General features: G+C 73.0%; 12 protein-coding genes and 1 tRNA gene. 6 read left to right on the top strand and 7 right to left on the bottom strand.

Features of this window, described 5'->3' with window-relative positions:
• Positions 1-286 precede the first annotated feature (286 nt).
• Complete coding sequence (thrB, locus tag ACGFIR_RS20170; RefSeq protein WP_393146427.1) at positions 287-1,231, bottom strand: homoserine kinase; 945 nt, start codon at positions 1,229-1,231, stop codon at positions 287-289.
• Positions 1,232-1,369: 138 nt separating this feature from the next.
• Here thrB and ACGFIR_RS20165 point away from each other — a divergent pair, with 138 nt between their 5' ends.
• The gene (locus tag ACGFIR_RS20165) at positions 1,370-1,894 is read left to right on the top strand and encodes a hypothetical protein (protein WP_393146425.1); all 525 of its coding nucleotides are present in this window, start codon (positions 1,370-1,372) and stop codon (positions 1,892-1,894) included.
• Positions 1,895-1,906: 12 nt separating this feature from the next.
• Here the strand turns inward: ACGFIR_RS20165 and ACGFIR_RS20160 are convergent, their stop codons facing one another.
• The 6 genes from ACGFIR_RS20160 to argS form a co-directional block, all read right to left on the bottom strand.
• On the bottom strand, positions 1,907-3,151 hold the full coding sequence (locus ACGFIR_RS20160) for an MFS transporter (RefSeq protein WP_393146423.1): 1,245 nt from the start codon (positions 3,149-3,151) through the stop codon (positions 1,907-1,909).
• A gap of 113 nt (positions 3,152-3,264) precedes the next feature.
• Positions 3,265-6,567: an efflux RND transporter permease subunit gene (locus ACGFIR_RS20155; RefSeq protein ID WP_393146421.1), complete on the bottom strand. Its 3,303-nt coding sequence runs from the start codon at positions 6,565-6,567 to the stop codon at positions 3,265-3,267.
• Positions 6,568-6,772: 205 nt separating this feature from the next.
• Positions 6,773-7,822 carry a threonine synthase gene (thrC, locus tag ACGFIR_RS20150; RefSeq protein WP_392998981.1) on the bottom strand — a complete coding sequence of 350 codons (1,050 nt, stop codon included), beginning with the start codon at positions 7,820-7,822 and terminating at the stop codon, positions 6,773-6,775.
• A gap of 151 nt (positions 7,823-7,973) precedes the next feature.
• Positions 7,974-9,287 carry a homoserine dehydrogenase gene (locus tag ACGFIR_RS20145; protein ID WP_392999434.1) on the bottom strand — a complete coding sequence of 438 codons (1,314 nt, stop codon included), beginning with the start codon at positions 9,285-9,287 and terminating at the stop codon, positions 7,974-7,976.
• A gap of 8 nt (positions 9,288-9,295) precedes the next feature.
• On the bottom strand, positions 9,296-10,681 hold the full coding sequence (gene lysA, locus ACGFIR_RS20140; RefSeq protein ID WP_392998979.1) for a diaminopimelate decarboxylase: 1,386 nt from the start codon (positions 10,679-10,681) through the stop codon (positions 9,296-9,298).
• A 63-nt stretch (positions 10,682-10,744) separates the two neighbouring features.
• Entirely contained in the window at positions 10,745-12,415 is a 1,671-nt protein-coding gene (argS, locus tag ACGFIR_RS20135) for an arginine--tRNA ligase (protein ID WP_393146419.1), read from the bottom strand.
• 100 nt (positions 12,416-12,515) lie between these two features.
• Here argS and ACGFIR_RS20130 point away from each other — a divergent pair, with 100 nt between their 5' ends.
• The 5 genes from ACGFIR_RS20130 to ACGFIR_RS20110 all read left to right on the top strand — a co-directional run bounded on the left by ACGFIR_RS20130 (position 12,516) and on the right by ACGFIR_RS20110 (position 16,862).
• Entirely contained in the window at positions 12,516-13,358 is an 843-nt protein-coding gene (locus tag ACGFIR_RS20130) for a DUF3105 domain-containing protein (RefSeq protein ID WP_392998975.1), read from the top strand.
• An 8-nt stretch (positions 13,359-13,366) separates the two neighbouring features.
• Positions 13,367-14,029: a DUF305 domain-containing protein gene (locus ACGFIR_RS20125; protein WP_392998973.1), complete on the top strand. Its 663-nt coding sequence runs from the start codon at positions 13,367-13,369 to the stop codon at positions 14,027-14,029.
• A 471-nt stretch (positions 14,030-14,500) separates the two neighbouring features.
• On the top strand, positions 14,501-15,193 hold the full coding sequence (locus ACGFIR_RS20120) for a winged helix-turn-helix domain-containing protein (protein WP_393146417.1): 693 nt from the start codon (positions 14,501-14,503) through the stop codon (positions 15,191-15,193).
• A gap of 389 nt (positions 15,194-15,582) precedes the next feature.
• Positions 15,583-15,654, top strand: a tRNA-Arg gene (locus tag ACGFIR_RS20115).
• A 356-nt stretch (positions 15,655-16,010) separates the two neighbouring features.
• Positions 16,011-16,862: an enoyl-CoA hydratase/isomerase family protein gene (locus tag ACGFIR_RS20110; protein ID WP_393146415.1), complete on the top strand. Its 852-nt coding sequence runs from the start codon at positions 16,011-16,013 to the stop codon at positions 16,860-16,862.
• Positions 16,863-16,991 lie beyond the last annotated feature (129 nt).

The raw sequence follows: 16,991 nt of genomic DNA, 5'->3' as shown, positions 1-16,991 counted from the left end.
CCTCGATAGGCCGGGACTGCCCGGAGTCGAAAAACAAGGTGGCCGGGCGGCCTCGGTGCACCCGCCTCGCATGGACGCGTCGCGGGAGTCTGTGACACAGCAGCCGGTCGGTTTCCCGACTCACCAAACGTCGGTGAGCAGGTCTCGCCGCCTGCGGCGACCTGTGGAGACTGCGGTGCGGCGTGGGCCTAGGCAGGGGTGACGGGCTGACCGCCGACAGCTTCGGGGGTGCGCCGACCCGCAGGGAGATCGCATGCTTCGCGGCTGTGCTAAGTCTAGAGCGTAATCAACTCTTCCGACCTGCGGCAACAGGGTCCCGCTCTGCGTGTCCCAGTCTACCCCGGGCAACCTGTGCTCCGCGCCCGTCTGGATCCAACCGCCAGACCTGCCATCCTGTTCCGATGGCGAAGCCCTCAGGTGGCTCCGTCAGGGCCAGCACGGTCGGGCCCGCACCGCTGACCACAGCGGCCACACCGGCCTCACGCAGCACTTTCACCAGCTCCGCGCTGCCCGGCATGCCGTCGGCGCGGTAGTCCTGGTGCAGCCGGTCGACCGTGGCGGGCAGCAGCAGCCCCGGCTCGGCGGTCAGCGCGTGCACCAGCAGGGCGGCCCGGCCGGCGTTGAGCGCGGCGTCGCCGTGGGGCACGGTGGCCGGCAGCGCGGCCCGCGCCGTCGCCGTCAGACCGCGCTCCTCCGGCACGAAGACCGTCGGTCGTACGCCGTCGGCGACCGGCAGCGACACCGCCCGGGCTCCGGACGGTTCCGTCCAGGCCAGGGTGAAACCGCCGAGCAGGCACGGGGCCACGTTGTCGGGATGACCCTCGATGTCGGCGGCGAGGCGCAGCGCGGCGTCGTCGTCGAGGCGGGCCGCCCCGTCGGTGACCAGCGCGCGGGCCAGCAGCACGCCGGCGACGATCGCCGCGGACGAGGAACCCAGCCCACGGGCCTGCGGGATGCGGTTGACGCACTCCACCGCCAACCCGGGCGGCTGCCCGCCCAGCACGTCGAACGCCGCCCGCATGGCGCGTACGACCAGGTGCCGGTCGTCGGTCGGCAACTCGCCGGCTCCCTGCCCGGCCACGGTCACCGTGACTCCCTCCGCCGTCACCTCGGCGGCCACGTCGTCGTGGAGCGACAGGGCGAGCCCCAGGGCGTCGAACCCCGGCCCCAGATTGGCGCTGGTGGCGGGGACACGGACCCGGACCGGGCCGGAGGTGAAGTTCGTCGGCACCGGCTCATGGTAGGGCCGCGTACCGACGAGACGGGTCTCCGTCCGCCGGATGGGACGGGCCGGACCGGCGTGCAGCACGCTCGTGGGTGGCCCACCGTTCCGTTAGCCTGTCCCGACCTACGGCGGGCGGAGGCAGGGATGCACAACTTCGAATACGTGGCGACGACGATCGCCTTCAGGATGCCCACGGTGCTCGTGCTGCTGGCCGGCCTCGTACTGGCCGCGGCGGCCGGGCGACGACTGACCCGTGGGCCCCGGTTGCTGGCGTTGTTCGGGCTCGGGGTGCTGCTGCTCGGCGAGGTGCTCAGCACCGCCTGGATCGTGCTGCTGCCCCGCGTGTTCACCTCCGACTGGGGGCGGTCGAACTTCCAGCTGGTGAACCTGGCCAACAGCGGGTTGCTGGCCCTGGCGTACGCGCTCGGGTTGGGTCTGCTGATCGCGGCGCTGCTGGCCGGGCGGCGGCCCGGCGGCGCGGCGGCCGGGCCCTTCGGCGGCGCCGCACAGGCCGGGCCCCTCGGCGGCGGCGCGCCCGTGTCGAACGGTTGGTCGGCCCCGGCGACCGGCCCGGGATGGCGGCCGGCGGGCGGCGCCGACGTGCCGGCGCAGCGGGACGAGCGCTCCGTGCCGGACGCGCCGACGGGCACCGGGACGGACCAGCCCTGACGGGCGGGCCGGTCAGGAGGCGGCGCTCGGGGCCGGCTGCCCGGCCGGCTCCGTGAGCGAGAGCCGGCGGGTGGCGATCCGCCAGCCGACCGCGTAGAGCACCGTGACGAGACCGCAGCTGGCCAGCACCACCCGCTCGTCCACCGTGTCCACCACGGCGGCAACCGCGAGCTGGCTGACGGAGATGGCGAGGGTCGCCAGCATCATGTCGGTGGCGAAGATGCGGCCCCGCAGCCGGTCCGGCACCTCGCCCTGAAGGGCGAAGTTCGACATCACCCAGTTGCTGCCGCCCGCGAAGTGGGCGACGAAGACCAGGGCCAGCACCAACGGAAACCAGCGGGCGACCGAGGTGCCGAGGTAGGCCAGCCCGTAGAGGGACATGGACAGCGCCAGCCCGGGCAGCAGCCAGGCCCGGTTGGTGAGCACCCGGCGCATCAGGATCGGCCCGACGAGCGCCCCCGCCCCACGGACCGCGAAGAGCAGCCCGGCGCCGACAGGACCCACGCCGTACACCGCCGCGAGCAGCGGGAACACCGTCAGCACGCCGTTGCCGAGGCCGACCGCCGACTTCACGGTGACCAGCGCCAGCACCCTCGGCCGGTGCGCGATGTAGCCGAGGGCCTCGCGGATCGCCGGCCAGGTCCGCTGCGCCGGCAGGTCCGCGTCGCGGTGCGCCTGCAACGGCCGGCGGATGAACGCGGCCAGGCCCGCGGCGGCCACCAGGCCCACCGCCGCCACCCAGAAGCAGGCGTACGGGCCGACGGCGGCGCTCAACACGCCGCCCAGGGAGGCGCCGACGACGGTCATGGTGCCCCAGGCCGAACCCGCGACGGCGTTGCCGGCGGCCAGTTCGTCGGGGTCGAGCACGTTGGGCAGCGCCGCCTGGGCCGCCGGCGAGTAGAAGGCCTTCGCGACGGCCACCACCCCGATGCCGACCATCGCCAACCAGGCGGTCCCGGCGCTGCGCACCCCGAGCAGCAGCAGTACGCCGAGCAGGGCCGCCACGTTCGACACGATCATGATCTTGCGCCGGTCGAACCGGTCGGCCACGGTGCCCGTGTACGGCAGCAGCAACGCCACGATTCCGGTGTCCACGGCGAGCACCAACGCGCCCCACACACCGCTGCCGGTCAGCTCCGGCAACAGCACCAGCAGCGGCACCATGACGAACCAGTCGGCGCCGAAGACCACCAGCTCGGCGAGGAAGAGATTGCGGAAGCTCCGGTTTCGGACGAGAACCGAGACGGTGGACGGCACGTCCGGCACCCTACCGGGCGGCGTACCGCGGGCCCGCCGGACGGCGGGTACCTGTCCACAACGCGAACGCCCCCGGCGGGCAGTACCCGTCGGGGGCGTTCGCGGACGCGTCGCTACTCGGTCGGTGGCAGCGGGGACTGGCGGCTCTTCGGCAGCCGCAGCACCTCGAACTGGTCGGTGCCGTCCACCAGCGCGCCCGACGGCGTGGGCCGGGACGCCTCGGCGTCGGCGGCCTCCGCGCCGGCGCTGGACGGGGCAGGCGTGGCCGCCACCGGGACCGGCTCGGCGGCGGGCTCACCGCCTACGGTCGGCTCGCCGTCACCCTCCCGGTCGGCCGGGGCCGCCCCGCCGGACCGGCGGGCCCGCCGGGACCGGAACGACTCCTTGGTGTTCTCCGCCATCGCGTAGAGCGTCGGCACCAGGATCAGGGTGAGCAGCGTCGAGCTGAGCAGGCCGCCGATCACCACGATGGCCAGCGGCTTGGAGATGAAGCCGCCCTCCCCGGTGAGGCCGAGGGCCATCGGCAACAGGGCGAAGATGGTGGCTACGGCGGTCATCAGGATCGGCCGCAGCCGGCGCCGGCCGCCCTCGACCACCGCCTCCTGCACCCCCATGCCCTGGGCCCGGTACTGGTTGACCAGATCCAGCAGCACGATCGCGTTGGTCACCACGATGCCGACCAGCATGAGCACGCCGATCAGCGCCGGCACACCCATCGGGGTGCCGGTGGCCAGCAGCAGGCCGATCGCGCCGGTCGCCGCGAACGGGATGGAGATCAGCAGGATCAGCGCCTGGACCAGGCTCCGGAACGTCGCCACCATGATCAGGAAGACGATCGCGATGGCGGCGAGCACGGCCAGGCCCAGATCGGCGAAGGCCTCCTCCTGGTCCGCGCTGACCCCACCGATCTCGAAGCTCGCCCCCTGCACGTCGATGGCGTCCAGCTTCTTCTGCAACTCCTGCGTGATGGCGCCGAGGTTCGAGCCGGTGGCCGTACCGGTGACGGAGACGCTGCGCTCGCCGTCGATCCGGCTCACCTGCTGCGGTCCCTCGGTCTGGGCGACCTCGGCGATGTCGTCGAGCTTCACCGGCCCGACCGGCATGGCGCGCAGCTCCGCCACCGTCATCGGCGGCTTGCCGGCGAACCGCAGCACCACGTCGCGCTGCCCGTCGCCGAGCGTGACCTGCCCCAGGGGCGAGCCCCGGAACGCCTGGGCCACCAGCTGGCCCACGGCGGCCTCGGTGAGCCCGACCCGGCCGGCGGCGACCCGGTCGACGGTTACCTCGACGCGCGGGACCCGCGTGGCGAGGCTGGTGGTGACGTCCTCGACGCCCGCCAGCCCGTCCATCGCCGAGCGGACCTCCTCGGCGGCCCGGGTCAGCGCCTCCGGGTCGGTGCCCTGCACGACCACCTCGATCTGGTTGGCCGCCGCGCCGCCCTGACCGGCGCCGAAGCTGACCTCACCGACGCCCGGGCCGAGCGCGTCGAACTCCCGGCGCAGCTTCTCCCGCATCTGCTTGGCGTCGGTCCCGCCGCCGAGGGTCAGCGACCAGGTGGCGAGGTTGTTGCCGCCACCGCCGAACGGGTTTTCCCCGCCGCCTGCCGTCACCTGGTACGTCTCGACGTCCTCGGTACGCTCCAGCACCGCCTCGACCTGGCGGGCCGCCGCGTCGGTGCCGGCCAGCCCGGTGCCCGCCGGCAGCTCCTGCGTGATGCTCAGGGTGTCCTGCCCGGAGTCGTCGATGAAGTTCGTCTCGAGTTGGCTCGACAGGCCGAAGGTGCCGAGCAGGACGAGCATGCCGAGCCCCAGCGTGATCCACCGGGTGCCCCGCTTACGGGTCGCGAACCCGATCACCGGCAGGTACGCCCGCTGCAACGGGTTGCGCAGCTCCTTCTCCTCCGCCTCCCGGCGCACCACGGCGTCGTCCGGCGCACCGGCGGGGGGCTTCAGGAACCAGTACGCGAGCACCGGGATGACGGTCAGCGAGACCAGCAGCGAGGCGAGCAGGGCCACCGTGACGGTGATCGCGAACGGCGCGAAGAGCTGCCCGACGAAGCCCCCCACCAGCGCGATCGGCGCGAAGACCGCCACGGTGGTGAGGGTGGACGCGGTCACCGCACCGGCCACCTCGCGGACGGCGGTGAGGATCGCCTCCCGCTTCGGCTCGCCGTACTCCAGGTGTCTCTTGATGTTCTCCAGCACGACGATCGAGTCGTCGACCACCCGGCCGACCGCGATGGTGAGCGCGCCGAGGGTGAGCAGGTTGAGCGAGTAGTCGCCGATCCAGAGCGCGATCAGGGCGACCATCACCGACAGCGGGATGGAGACCGCGGTGACCACGGTGGAACGCACCGACAGCAGGAAGACCAGGATGACCACGACGGCCATGACCAGGCCCAGCAGGCCCTCGGTGGTCAGGCTCTCGATCGACTTCTCGACGAACGGCGCCTGGTCGAAGACGACCGTCAGCTCGGCGCCGGAGGTGCCCCGCAGGTCGGCGAGCCGGTCCCGGATCTCGTGGGAGATCTCCACGGCGTTGCCGTCCGGGGAGGCCGTGACCATGATGCCCAGGCTGTCCTTGCCGTTCGTACGGGTGATCGCCGTGGCCGGGGCGAGCTGCTGCTCGACGGTGGCCACGTCGCCGAGGCGGACCGGGACCGTCCCCCGGCCCGTCGCCGGCGCCACCACGACGCCACGCAGGTCGTCCAGGGTGACGAGCCGGGTGCCGACCTGCACCGGCAGCGCGCGGGTGCCGTCGGTCACCGCGCCGGCCGGCACCGTCACGCCGTTGGTCTTCAACGCCGCGCCGAGGGCGGCCGGCTGGAGCTTCGCCGCCGCCAGCTTGGCCGGGTCGGGGGTGACCACCACGACGTCGTCGCGCGCGCCGGTCAGGTCGACCGTACGGACCCCCTCGATCGCCTCCAGCTCCGGCACCACCGTGGCGCGCAGCTTCTCCGCGAGGACGCGCTGGTCGTCACCGCCGGAGGCGGCGAGCACCACGGCCGGCAGGTCGTCGGTGCTGCCCGCGATGACCTGCGGATCGACCCCCTCCGGCAACTGCGCGTCGATCCGGTTGAGCGCGGTCTGCATCTTGTTGACGACGTCGTCCAGGTCGATGCCGAACTCGTACTGGACCTGGACGGTCGCGGATCCCTCGCGGGAGGTCGAGGTGACCTGGTCCAGCCCGGGGATGCCCTGGAGGGCGTTCTCGATGGGCTCGGTGACCTGCGACTCGACCACCTCGGGACCGGCGCCGGGGTAGACCGCCACGATGAACGCGGCGGGGAACTCCAGCGACGGCAGGAGCTGCTGCTTCAGGGACGGTACGGCGAACGCCCCGAACAGCGTGGTCACCACCGCGACGAGGGCGATCAGCCCTCGGTTGGCGAGGCTGAATCTGGCGAGCAGCGACATCGGCGTGACTCACTCCTGAAAAGGCGATTGGCGGGGGTACGAATTCTCCCCCACCGTGCCCGACCGACCCCGGTCGGCCCCTGCCCCCGGTCCGATGCACAGGACTCGCGCCACCGCGCCGCAGCCAGCCCGCCGCCGCAGCCAGACCCGCCGCGGCGCGGATGACCGGCTGCGGCGGTGGTGGCTCAGGCCACGTCCCGCAGGCTCAGGCCAGGTCGAGACAGCGGGCGGCGACCAGGGGGTCGTTGGCGATGGTGATGGGCACGGGCGCGGTGGAGATCGCCCACTCCGGGTCCTTCAGGCCGTGGCCGGTGACCGTGCAGACCACCGTCGAGCCGGCCGGGACCCGACCGGCGGCGGCCTGCTGGAGCAGGCCGGCCACGCTGGCCGCGCTGCCCAGCTCGACGAAGACCCCGACCTCGCGGGCCAGCAGCCGGTACGCGGCCAGGATCTCCCGGTCGGTGACGGCGGCGATCAGGCCCCCCGAGGAGTCCCGGGCGTCCAGCGCCCTGGTCCAGCTCGCCGGGTTGCCGATCCGGATGGCGGTGGCGATCGTGGAGGGCTCGCGGACCACCTCGCCGCTGACGATCGGGGCGGCGCCGGCGGCCTGGAAGCCGTACATCTTCGGGGCGCGGGTGGCGTTGCCGTCCCGCAGTTCCTCCGAGTAGCCCAGCCAGTAGGCGGAGACGTTCCCGGCGTTGCCGACCGGCAGGCAGTGGATGTCGGGGGCCTCGCCCAGCGCCTCGACGATCTCGAACGCGGCCGTCTTCTGGCCGTGCAGCCGGTCGATGTTGACCGAGTTGACCAGGGCGACCGGGTAGTCTTGGGCGAGCTTGGCGGCCAGCGACAGGCAGTCGTCGAAGTTGCCCTGCACCTGGAGCAGCTTCGCCCCGTGCACGAGCGCCTGGGCCAGCTTGCCCAGCGCGATCTTGCCCTGCGGCACGAGCACCGCGCAGGTCAGGCCGGCACGGGCCGCGTACGCCGCCGCGGAGGCGCTGGTGTTGCCGGTGGAGGCGCAGATGATCGCCTTGTTGCCGGCCTCGACCGCCTTGGAGACCGCGAGCGTCATCCCCCGGTCCTTGAACGAGCCGGTCGGGTTGGCGCCCTCCACCTTGAGGTACACGTCACAGCCGAGCCGGGCGGAGAGCACCGGCGCGGGCAGCAGCGGGGTGTTCCCCTCGTGCAGGGTCACGACCGGGGTGGCGTCGGTGACCGGCAGCCGGTCCCGGTACGCGTCGATCAGGCCCCGCCACATGTCGTTCTCCCTCGCCTCTAAGACGTCCCGCCCCGCGCCGGGTACGCCTCCAGCCTGGACCAGCGTCGCCGGGTCGCCGCCGGCGCACCCGCAGTTAACCACCAGGCGAGACGCGCAGGCGCCCGCCCCGCCGAGGCTGTGGGTCAGCCGGTCAGAGCCCGCCCTCGACGCGCAGCACGCTCGCCACCGAGCGGACGATGTCCAGCCCGCGCAGCTCGCGCACGGTGGCGGCGAGCGCCGCGTCCGGCGCGACGTGGGTGACGATGACCAGGTCGGCGTCGTCGCCCCGGCCGGCCGCGCCGCCGCCCGCGGGGCCCTGCCGCACGGTGGCGATCGACACGTCGTGCCGGGCGAACACGCCCGCGACCGCCGCCAGCACGCCCGGCCGGTCGGCCACGTCGAGGCTGATGTGGTAGCGGGTCAGCGCCTCCCCCATCGGCCGCACGGGCAGGTCGGCGTACGCGCTCTCGCTGGCCGACCGCACCCCGGCGAGCCGGTTGCGGGAGACCGCCACGACGTCGCCCAGCACCGCGCTGGCGGTCGGCGCGCCGCCCGCGCCCCGGCCGTAGAACATCAGCGGCCCGGCCGCCTCGGCCTCGACGAAGACGGCGTTGAACGCGTCGCCGACGCTGGCCAGCGGGTGGCTCAGCGGGATCATCGCCGGGTGCACCCGCACGCTGACCGTCTCCCGGCCGGCGGCGTCGGTGCCCCGGGCGGCGATGCAGAGCAGCTTGATCGTGCACCCCATCGCCTTGGCGCTGGCCATGTCGGCGGCGGTGACCTCGGTGATGCCCTCCCGGTGCACGTCGGCCGCGCCCACCCGGGTGTGGAACGCCAGCGAGGCGAGGATGGCCGCCTTCGCCGCCGCGTCGAAGCCCTCCACGTCGGCGGTCGGGTCGGCCTCGGCGTAGCCCAGCTCGGTCGCCTCCTCCAGCGCCTCGGCGAAGCCGGCGCCGGTGGCGTCCATGGCGGAGAGGATGAAGTTGGTGGTGCCGTTGACGATGCCCGTGACCTGGTTGATCCGGTCGCCGTGCAGCGACTCGCGCAGCGGGCGCAGCAGCGGGATCGCCCCCGCGACGGACGCCTCGTAGTAGAGGTCGCCGCCGCCCTCGGCCGCCGCGTCGTGCAGGGCGGCGCCGTCCTCGGCGAGCAGCGCCTTGTTGGCCGTGACCACGCTCTTGCCGGCCCGCAGCGCCTCCACCAGCCAGCCCCGCGCCGGCTCGATGCCGCCGACCACCTCGACGACCACGTCCACGTCGTCGCGCTTGATCAGCCCCAGCGCGTCGGTGGTGAACAGGGTCGGGTCGACCGGCAGGTCGCCCCGGTCGCGGCCGAGACGGCGTACGGCGATGCCGGCGATCTCCAGCGGAGCGCCGATCCGGGCGGCGAGGTCGGCCGCCTGCTCGTGCAGCAGCCGGACCACCTCGCTACCGACCGTGCCGCAGCCGAGCAGCGCCAGGCGCACAGGTGACGTCATCCCACATCCAATGCGAGCAGGTCCTCTTCGGTTTCCCGCCGGACGATCAGCCGCGCCTCGCCGCCGCGTACGGCGACGACCGGGGGGCGGGGCACGTGGTTGTAGTTGCTGGCCATGCTCCGGCAGTAGGCACCGGTGCCGGGCACCGCGACAAGATCTCCGGGCTGCACGTCGGCGGGCAGGAATTCATCCTTCACCACGATGTCCCCGGACTCACAATGCTTTCCCACCACGCGGGCGAGCATCGGCTCGGCGGCCGACGCCCGGGACGCCAGCGTCGCGGAGTAGGACGCGTCGTAGAGGGCCGTACGGATGTTGTCGCTCATCCCGCCGTCGACGCTCACGTACGTCCGGATCCCATCCACGTCCTTGACCGTGCCGACCTCGTAGAGGGTGAACACGGCCGGCCCCACGATCGCCCGGCCCGGCTCGATCGACAGGTGCGGCACCGTCAGCCGCTCGGCGGCGCACTCCGCCTCGACGATCCGGCGCAGCCGCTTCGCCAGGTCCTGCGGGGCGGCCGGATCGTCCTGGGTCGTGTACGCGATGCCGAAGCCACCGCCGAGGTCCAGCTCGGGCAGCTGCACCCCGCGCGCGTCGCGGATCTGCCCCTGGAGGCCGAGCACCCGGCGGGCGGACACCTCGAAGCCGCTGGCGTCGAAGATCTGCGAGCCGATGTGCGAGTGCAGGCCGCGCAGCTCCAGCACGTCGTCGTCGAGCACCCGGAAGGCCGCCTCGGCCGCCGCCCCGCCCGCGAGGGAGAAGCCGAACTTCTGGTCCTCGTGGGCGGTGGCGATGAACTCGTGGGTGTGCGCCTCGACGCCGACCGTGACCCGGATCAGCACCCGGGGGCGCACGCCCCGCTCGCGGGCCAGCGCGGTGAGCCGGTCGATCTCGTCGAACGAGTCGAGGATGATCCGGCCGACCCCGGCGTCGAGCGCCCGGGTCAGCTCGGCCACCGACTTGTTGTTGCCGTGGAAGCCGATCCGCTCGGGCGGCATCCCGGCCGACAGCGCGGTGGCCAGCTCGCCCCCGGTGCACACGTCGAGGTGCAGGCCCTCCTCGGCGATCATCCGGACCACGGCCCGGCAGAGGAACGCCTTGCCGGCGTAGTAGACGTCGACGCCGTCGAACGCGTCGCGGAAGTCGCGGCAGCGCGAGCGCAGGTCGTCCTCGTCGAGGACGTACACCGGGGTGCCGAACTCGGCCGCGATGTCGCGGACGCCGAGCCCGGCCACGGCCAGCACGCCGTCGCCGCCGCGCGTCACGTTGCGCGGCCACAGCGCCGGCACCAGGGCGTTGACGTCGACCGGCGTACGCAGCCACGCCGGTCCCCGGCTGCCGATGTCGCCGTGCAGCGCACCGGCCTCGTGAGCACGCATTACCGCTCGTCCCTTCGCGCCTGCGGGGCTCGCAAGCTCACTCCTCGCGCTCGCATGGGCGAGCTACATCCTTTCCGGGGCCGAGACGCCGAGCAGGCGCAGGCCGTTGGCGATCACGGTGCGGGTCGCGTCGTTGAGCCAGAGCCGGGCCCGGTGCCCGTCGGTGACCTTCTCGTCGCCGCGCGGCAGGATCCGGCAGCTCGGCTCGTCGTAGAACCGGTGGTAGGCGCCGGCCAGCTCCTCCAGGTAGCGGGCCACCCGGTGCGGGCCCCGCAGCTCGGCCGCCGCCGCCACCACGGCGGGGAACTCGGCGAGCGCCTTGAGCAGCTCGTTCTCCTTCTCGTGGCCGAGCAGCTCCGGACGGAACGCCTCGGCGTCGCCCCGGGTCAGCCCCACCTCGGCGGCGTTGCGGCCCACGCTGGCCGTCCGGGCCGCCACGTACTGCACGTAGTAGACCGGGTTGTCGCGGGTGGCCCGGGTCCACAGCTCCACGTCGATGTCGATCGGGGAGTCGCTGGAGTAGCGGGCCAGCGCGTAGCGGGCGGCGTCAACGCCGATGGCGTCGACCAGGTCCTCCAGGGTCACCACGGTGCCGGCCCGCTTGCTCATCCGGACCGGCGCGCCGTCACGGACCAGGTTGACCAGCTGGCCGATCAGGATCTCCAGGCTGCGCTCCGGGTCGTCGCCGAAGCACGCGGCCATCGCCTTCATCCGGCCGATGTAGCCGTGGTGGTCGGCGCCCAGCATGATCACGACCCGGTCGAAGCCCCGCTCCCGCTTGTCCAGGTAGTAGGCGCAGTCGGCGGCGAAGTAGGTCCACTCGCCGTTGGACTTGCGCAGCACCCGGTCCTTGTCGTCGCCGAAGTCGGTGGTGCGCAGCCAGGTCGCGCCGTCGGACTCGAACACCCGGCCCTGCTCGCGCAGCCGCTGCAGCGCCAGGTCCAGCTCGCCCCGGTCGTGCAGGTCCTTCTCGTTGAAGTAGGTGTCGAACTCGACCCCGAAGCCGCGCAGCGAGGACTTGATCTCGGCGAACATGAGCTGCACGCCCTCGACCCGGAAGACCTCCTGGGCGGCGGCGTCGTCCAGCTCCAGCACGTCGGGCCGGATGCCGCGCACGGCGTCGGCGATCTCGTTGATGTACGCCCCGGCGTAGCCGTCCTCGGGGGCCGGCTCACCCTTGGCGGCGGCGAGCAGGGAGCGGGCGAACCGGTCGATCTGGGAGCCCGCGTCGTTGAAGTAGTACTCCGTGCCGACCTCGGCGCCGGTGGCGCGCAGGAGCCGGCTCAGGGCGTCGCCGACGGCCGCCCACCGGACGCCGCCGATGTGCACCGGGCCGGTCGGGTTCGCCGAGACGAACTCCAGGTTCATCCGCTGGCCGGCGAGCCGGTCGCTGCGCCCGTACTCCTCGCCCGCCTCGACGATCACGCGGGCGAGCTGGCCGGCGGCGGCCGCGTCGAGCCGGATGTTGAGGAAGCCCGGACCGGCGATCTCCACGGACTTGACCCCCGGGGCCCGGCCGAGCTGGTCGGCGAGGGCCGTGGCCAGCTCGCGCGGCGCGACGCCCACCTTCTTGCTGAGCTGGAGGGCCAGCGTCGAGGCGTAGTCGCCGTGCTCGGGGTTGCGGGGTCGCTCGACCACCGTCCGCTCCGGCAGAGCGGAGCGATCCAGGCCACGCTCGGTGAAGACGGCGTGGGCTGCGGAGAGGACGACCTCGGCGAGTTCTGCGGGAGTCACCGATCCATGTTATCGGGGGTAGACTCGGCAGCCGCGGCGGCGACCCAGTGTGTGGGACCGGCCCGCCGGATCCCCTGACCGACCGACCTGACGAGGCACGATGAGCATCAGCACACCGGGTGGCAGCCCCGAGCGCCGTCCGTCCGTGGTCAGCACCGGCAAGAAGCCGGCAGCGGGCCGGCCGGCCGCCGGCGCCAAGGCCGGGTCCGGCGGCGCGAAGACCGGCTCCGGCGCCAAGACCGGGTCCGGCAAGCCGACCGGCACCCGCCCCGGCGCCGGGGGCAAGGGCCGCAAGCCCATCGCCCCGGTGAAGGTGAGCCAGGGCCGCTCCTGGGGCCCGATCGCGCTCTTCGTCGCCGTGGGTGTGCTCGCTGTCTCCATCATCGGCTACGGCGCCTGGGCCACGTTCCAGGGCGCCAAGCCGTGGGAGGACCGGGCCGACGCGATCGAGGGCATCGTCAACTACCGCGAGAAGGACAAGGACCTCGTCTCGGGCGGTAACCACAAGGCGGGGCCCATCACCTACACGGTGCTGCCGCCGGTGGCCGGCCCGCACAACGCGGCCTGGCAGAACTGCATGGGCGACGTCTACCCGGCCCAGATCGCCAACGAGCACGCGGTGCACAGCCTGGAGCACGGCACGGTGTGGATCACCTACCGCCCCGACCTGCCGGCCGACCAGGTGACGAAGCTCGCCGACAAGGTGCGGGGCAAGGAGAAGCTGATGCTCAGCCCGTTCGAGGGGCTGGACAAGCCGATCTCGCTCCAGGCGTGGGGCTACCAGCTCAAGGTCGACAACGCCGACGACAGCCGGATCGACGAGTTCATCAAGACGCTGAAGGTCAACGCCTCGATCGAGGGCCCGACCGCGCTGTGCAGCCAGGGCATCACCGCCACCGGCACCACCCCGCGTGACGACGCCCCGCAGATGCCGCAGGGCTGAGGAGAGCGATGAGCATCCCGACCATGACCGAGACCAGCGAGCCGGCCGCCCCGGCTCCGGAGGAGCGGCGGCCGCCGGTTCGCTGGGGCACGGCCGCGCTGGCCCTGGCCGTCGTGGTCGGGCTGCTCCTCGGGTACGCGGGCGGCATGCTGACGCCCCGGCTGACCCGACCCGGTGACGCCTCGGCCGAGGCGGGCTTCGCCCGGGACATGATGACCCACCACGCGCAGGCGGTGGAGATGGGCCTGGTCGCCTTCGACAAGGGCAGCGACCCGGAGGTCCGCAGCATCGGCGGCGACATCGCCACCGCCCAGCAGGGCGAGATCGGCACCATGCACACGTGGTTGCGTTCGTGGGGGCTCGACCCGGCGGGCAGCAAGCCGCCGATGTCCTGGATGTCCGACGGCGCCGGCCTGGTCAAGAACGGGTTGATGCCGGGCATGGCCACTCCCGAGGAGATGGCGAAGCTGCACGCGGCGGAGGGCCGGGAGCTGGACGTCCTCTTCCTGCAACTGATGATCAAGCATCATCTGGGCGGCATTCACATGATCGACGGAATCCTCGAGGTCAGCGACGAGACCGACGTGGTCAGGACCGCGCAGACCATGAAGAACACCCAGCGCAACGACCTCACCAACCTCCAGAACGCACTGCAGCGCCTGGGCGGCTGACCCCGCCCGCCGACCAGCCCGGAAGGCGCCCACGTCGCCTGCCGACACCGCTGCCAACCGAGAGGCCCACGTCGACCGCCGGTCCGATCCGGCTCGACGTGGGCCTCTCGCCGTCGCACGGCAGCCCGGACGGTGGCGGCTGCGGGCGGGTGCGGCCCGGCAGCGCCCGAGGCCCGCAGTGCCCGAGGCCGGCAGCGCGAAGCCGGTAGTGCCCGAAGCCGGCGGTGCCCGAGGCCGGCGATGCCCGAGGCAGGGTGCCCGAGGCCGCTGGTGCCCGAGGCCGGCAGGGCCGAGGCCGGCAGGGCCTCCTGGTCGTCGCGATCCGCCTCGCTGCCGGAGGAGCCCGCCATCTCACCAGTGTCCGTTTTGCGCACTAGAGAACATGATGCGCCTTGCGACCGACTTCGACACTAAGAGTGTTTTCTCCACACATATCGTGACCAGTAGCGATTCGGGCTCGTTGCGCAGGACGTGGGGGTTGCACTGAGAGACGCACGGCGTTCGGTCACCAGCTGGTGCCGGCGCCACACCATCGGCGGTGACGGGGCGGTGGCAGCCGTCCGTCGCGGACAGCGGCAGGGCGAGCCGGGAACGCTCAGCCGCGAACAGGAGCTAGAACTCATCGACGTCCTGCGGGGCGTCTACCCCGACGAGCTGGGCCTGGGCGAGGAGCTGTGGACGCGGCAGAGCCTGCACGCCCTCATCCAGCGCCGCTTCGAGGCGTCCATGGACGCCGGGGCGGTCGGGGCGTACCTGCGGGCCTGGGGGCTGGGCCCACGGGAGCCCCGGGAGCGCGCCTGCGGCCTCTGCGTCGGCGCGGTGGAACGCTGGGTCCGCAGCGACTACCCGATCATCACCCGGGCGGCCCAGGAGCACCTCGCCGATGTCTACTGGATCGGCCGGGTACGCCTGCGCGGCACGATGCCGGCGGCGGACGTCATCTCCGCCGTCTCGGCGCGCGGCCGGGTGCGCTTCATGATCACCACACCGTCGGTCGATCCGCCGCTCCCCCGCGACTTCGTACTGCGGCTCAGCGGCGAGGAGCAGCGGACCGTGCACCTGATCGTGGACGGCTCCTGGCCCCGCAACGAGTGGCCCCGGCGCCTGCCCCGGCGTATCGTGCTGCACCCGCTGCCCAGCTGCGGTCGCGCCGTCGCCGCCTGACCGCTCCCGCCCGGGTGACCACACCACGTCCCCGGGCACCGGAACGCACCGGACGGCTCCGAAGGCGGGCTACCAGCATCCGGCAGTCCCGAGGCGGCCAACGGCCCCGGCGGCCCTCGTCCCAGGCCCGAACGAGGGCACGCACCGGGCGGCCCCGTCGTGCCGGCCGGCACAGTCGTCGGTGTGGCCGCCGATCACATCGGCGAGTGGAACGTCAGGGGTGCATCCGGCGCCCGGAGACAACCGTGAGGTTCCACTCGTTGCCAGCCGAGCGCCTTCTCCTGGCGGCGGTAGGCGCAGGTGGAACGGGCAGGGGCGACACGAGGGCGAGGACCGGATACCGATTCGGCGTTCCGGGGAGGCGTTTGCTAGTCTTCTCCAGTCGCTGAGCCCCCGTAGCTCAGGGGATAGAGCACCGCCCTCCGGAGGCGGGGGCGCAGGTTCGAATCCTGCCGGGGGCACACACAACAAAACATGCGCCACCTACGCTAAGGCCACTGACCAGCAACAACACCGGTCAGTGGCCTTCATCGTCGGTCCGGCCCGCATCCGACCGTCACCCGCTCTCCCCGGCCCGCAGCTTCAGACTTCGCAGCACGTGGCACGACCGCCTCGGCCCGCAGCTTCAGGTTCGCGGCACGAGGACGACGGCCTCCGTCCGCAGCACGGGGGTGGACACCGTGACCGACCGAGGCATCGCCGCCGCCGTCTGATGACCCGGGTCACAGCCCTTGCCTCTGACGCCAACGTCAGGTCCTAGCGTCGTTTTCGCGAGGCCGGCCACACCGGGTGGGCGGTCACCGCGTGGAGGAACACGATGCAGTACCCCGATTTCACCGCGTTGCGGATCACCGATGCCGACGGCGTCGCCTGGGTGACCCTGTCCCACCCGCCACTGAACCTGCTCGACGCGACACTGGTGCCCGAACTGAAGCGTTTCGTGCGTGCCGTCGGCGATGACACCGACGTGCGGGTCGTCGTCGTGCAGAGCGACGTACCGGAGTTCTTCTCCGCCCACGTCGACGCGCGTTTCGCCGCCGACCCCGCCGGGTTCATGGCCCTGGGCGCCGACGACACGGGCACTGCGCAGCTCAACCCGATGCAGCACCTGATGCTGTCGATCCGGTCCCTGCCGCAGGTGACGATCGCGAAGCTGTCCGGACGGCTCCGCGGGGGCGGCAACGAACTCGCCACCGCCATGGACATGCGTTTCGCCGCCGCCGGACGCACCTGGATGTCGCAGTTGGAGACCCGGCTGGGCATCATTCCCGGTGGTGGCGGCACCCAGCTGCTGTCCTCGCTGATCGGCCGGCCGCGCGCGCTGGAGGCGATCCTGGGCGCCGGGCTGTACGACACCGACACCGCCGAGCGCTACGGCTGGATCAACCGGGCCGTTCCCGCCGGCGAACTCGACGCCTTCGTCGCCGACCTGGCCCGACGCATAGCCGCACTCACCCCGCAGCAGATCGCCGCCGCGAAAGCCGCGGTGAACGCCGCGACCGGCGGCGACCGGCTCGAGGAGGGCCTGACCCGCGAGGCGCAAGCCCTCGGCCTCGTGTACCCCTCACCGCAGGCGGCACTCGACCGCACCGCCCGCTACCTCGACGCCGGGATGCAGACCCGGGCGGGCGAGCTGGACCTCGAAGCCGTCATGGACCGCGCCGCCTGAACCCGGCTCCAGCCCCGGCGGGCTCCGTCCCCACCGGAGCCCGCAGCGGACCGCCCGCGGTCGCCAGGACTCCGCCTCGGCGACCTCACCGCGGCGGCCGGCCGTCGATGGCGCCGTCCGGCCGACGTA

Source organism: Micromonospora sp. NPDC049051, from assembly GCF_043197575.1.
In the GTDB taxonomy this organism is placed as follows: Bacteria; Actinomycetota; Actinomycetes; order Mycobacteriales; family Micromonosporaceae; genus Micromonospora.
This window is presented reverse-complemented; position numbering and strand designations above follow the sequence as displayed.

Bases quoted from the DNA above. Each gene is read 5' to 3' on its own strand.
- ACGFIR_RS20165 (WP_393146425.1), top strand. From the start codon at position 1,370: ATGCACAACTTCGAATACGTGGCGACGACGATCGCCTTCAGGATGCCC.
- ACGFIR_RS20155 (WP_393146421.1), bottom strand. From the start codon at position 6,567: ATGTCGCTGCTCGCCAGATTCAGCCTCGCCAACCGAGGGCTGATCGCC.
- thrC (WP_392998981.1), bottom strand. From the start codon at position 7,822: ATGTGGCGGGGCCTGATCGACGCGTACCGGGACCGGCTGCCGGTCACC.
- lysA (WP_392998979.1), bottom strand. From the start codon at position 10,681: ATGCGTGCTCACGAGGCCGGTGCGCTGCACGGCGACATCGGCAGCCGG.
- ACGFIR_RS20130 (WP_392998975.1), top strand. From the start codon at position 12,516: ATGAGCATCAGCACACCGGGTGGCAGCCCCGAGCGCCGTCCGTCCGTG.
- ACGFIR_RS20125 (WP_392998973.1), top strand. From the start codon at position 13,367: ATGAGCATCCCGACCATGACCGAGACCAGCGAGCCGGCCGCCCCGGCT.
- ACGFIR_RS20110 (WP_393146415.1), top strand. From the start codon at position 16,011: ATGCAGTACCCCGATTTCACCGCGTTGCGGATCACCGATGCCGACGGC.